Origin of the sequence: Bacillus haikouensis (assembly GCF_013179555.1) — a bacterium.
GTDB classification, from domain to species: Bacteria; Bacillota; Bacilli; order Bacillales; family Bacillaceae_B; genus Rossellomorea; species Rossellomorea haikouensis_A.
In genome coordinates, this window is sequence record NZ_JABMCR010000420.1 from 1 (window position 1) to 2,669 (window position 2,669).

Below are 2,669 nucleotides of genomic sequence, written 5' to 3' on the forward strand. Positions count from 1 at the left end.
CTCTCCCGATGGAGGTTATCCCGTTATACTTTGATAAATCAATCGTACCCCTATTATAATCAGTATAATGCGCAGTACGCTCACAAGTGCCTTCGATTCAAGCCTTGTATTTAAATATGATCCCAGCTTGGCCCCGAACCAGGCTCCCGGGATCAGTGCCAATGCGTACAGCCATTTAACATTCCCCAGTGCAACATGTGTCCCTGAACTCACCAGGGCTGAAAGAAAGACCATAAACATGGATGTAGCCACTGCTACATGAGGCGGGAACATGAAGATCAGAATCATCGCAGGCACCATCAGCGAACCGCCGCCGATGCCGAATAGACCTGAAGTGAACCCTACCACCAACGCAATCAATGCGCCCATAAGCGGTGGATATCCATAACGGTACGTTTGACCGACCGGATCCTTAAACTCCCTTTGAAAAGAAGCTGTCTTAAATTTTTCGATCGGCTTCAGCTTATTACGCACCATCAGGATGATCGCCATAATAATCATAAAAATACCAAAATAAAGATTGAAATCTTCCATATCCAGGTATTTATTTACCCAGGCGCCGATGATTGCACCCGGTCCGCTTCCCGCAAAGAAAATCAATCCACTTTTGTAATCAACTGTCTTGTGCTTCAAATAAGCAAGGGTTGAGGACAATCCCGTGAAGATCATGACCATCAATGAAGTCCCCACTGCTGTTTGCGGTGTAATGTTTTCGAGCCAGCCAGTATATGTACCAAAATAAATCAATGCAGGAACGACGATCACTCCCCCGCCAAGCCCGACAAGCGAGCCGACTGTTCCTGCAAATAATCCAATGCAAATCAATACGATCCATTCCACTTACTTTCATCTCCAGTTCTACTAAAAGAAACGCATTTATACGGAGGATTCACTTCTCATATTTTTCTATCCCGCATTTAGAATAAATCAAGTTGTTTCGGAGCAAGTCCTTCATACTCGATTCCGAGCATTTCGATAAGTTGTTTAGCATTATCTGCAGCGTCTCCACCCGAGTTATTGTTAAAAAGGATATAGAGATCCTTTGACTGATCATGAAGTTTCCGGATATGAAGAATCCACTCTTTTAATTCTGCTTCATTGTAGCGATATAAATACCTCACTTCACGCCATTCATCCCCACTGCCTGTCTTATTCCAGCCATGTACGTTTCTCCCATGAAACCTGATAAGTGTCGCCTTTTCATCGGTGGCTTTCAATACCCTCGGTACCGAGCCCTCCCCTGCCTGAGGTTCATCACAAATGCTATGTATCCATCCCTGTTCCTCCATGAATGTGAGGGTCTTATCCCTAAATCGTGGACTGTACCAACTTTGATGTCGGAACTCCAGGGCTGACGGTATATTTTCCAGCTGCTCTTTACAGTACCTGATATAGGCTACGTTTTCACGTGAACAATCAAACCATGGAGGAAACTGCATGAGAACCATCGCCAGCTTGTCTTTTTTTAGATACGGCGAAAGAGATTCCTTGAATGCGTGGAACATATCCGCTTTCGTCTCAAATGGAATGTCTCCGCGCTCATGTCCTGTCATACCCTGATAAGCCTTCACAATGAACTTAAAATCTTTTGGCGTATCCTTTACCCATTTCTCAGCATTCCGAACCGGCTGAACCGCATAAAAGCTCGCATCCACTTCGACTACCGGGAAATGGGCTCCGTATTCTTGCAGCTTGTCCCGGGGCGAAACGTTCTCATAAAGAGTATCATGGTCTCCCCAACCAGTGACTCCTACATAAATCATCCATATTCACCCTCTTTTCGTATGATGAACATTCCGTGGTTTGTAATCCATTTTATCATAACAGGCTTGGAGTTTCGTAGTGATTGGAATTCACGCTTTCCGCTAGAGGGAAGGGGGCTGTGCAGATCGGTGTGATCCCGCAGTAGATCATTATTAATAAAGAGCGAAGAAAGAACAAGTTCCAAATGCAGTTTTTTCCATGAAGCAGCACTTAATAGGTTTGGTTTATTTGCTGCTAATTAGTACATAATGAGTAATAAACGTTAATGAGGTTTTAATTTAATGGTTGGACTTATCATTTCTATTATTATTTTTAATCTAATTGCATTCAAAACAAACATACTTTTGAGGAAGACTCAAATCCTGCATATATGGTTATTTACGGTTGCTTTTAATTCAATTGCTGATCTTTATATAGATGCAAAATACCATGGATATTGGTATTTTAGTAAAGGAATCGAATGGGAAACGTTATTATCAATGTCTTTGTTGATTCCCCCTGTAAACATTATCTTTTTAAATTTGTTTCCTTTTAGAAAATCATATTTCAGTAAACTTTGCTATATTTTTTTATGGGTGGCTGGATTAATTATTTATGAATGTTTAACCCTGCTTCCTCCCCCTATAGGTTTTTTTCATTATGGGTGGTGGAAATTATGGTATTCCGCCCTTCTGAACCCTTTTTTATTGCTTTCCGTTTTATTTTTTTATAAATGGATATGCAAATTAGAATGTGACGAGTCACATAAAAAAACCCCTTCCCGATAGAAGAGGCAGCATCATTATCCAGTCCTTCTCCGGAAAGAATTATGTATGCTAAAAGTAGGATAGCCAATCCTACTTGTTTTATATCCACTATTTCCTTTTGTAAACCTAAATTAAAGAATTCTTTTATAGAAAGATACG

The 2,669-nt window shown here is 41.1% G+C and carries 3 protein-coding genes; all 3 read right to left on the minus strand.

Features of this window, described 5'->3' with window-relative positions; all coding sequences use genetic code 11:
* Window positions 1–15 precede the first annotated feature (15 nt).
* Complete coding sequence (locus HP456_RS22510; RefSeq protein ID WP_172255247.1) at window positions 16–840, minus strand: sulfite exporter TauE/SafE family protein; 825 nt, start codon at window positions 838–840, stop codon at window positions 16–18.
* A gap of 77 nt (window positions 841–917) precedes the next feature.
* Complete coding sequence (locus HP456_RS22515) at window positions 918–1,763, minus strand: DUF72 domain-containing protein (protein ID WP_172255249.1); 846 nt, start codon at window positions 1,761–1,763, stop codon at window positions 918–920.
* A gap of 622 nt (window positions 1,764–2,385) precedes the next feature.
* Window positions 2,386–2,669 (minus strand): hypothetical protein (locus tag HP456_RS25565; protein WP_216663391.1); only part of this gene is annotated, 284 nt, incomplete at its 5' end.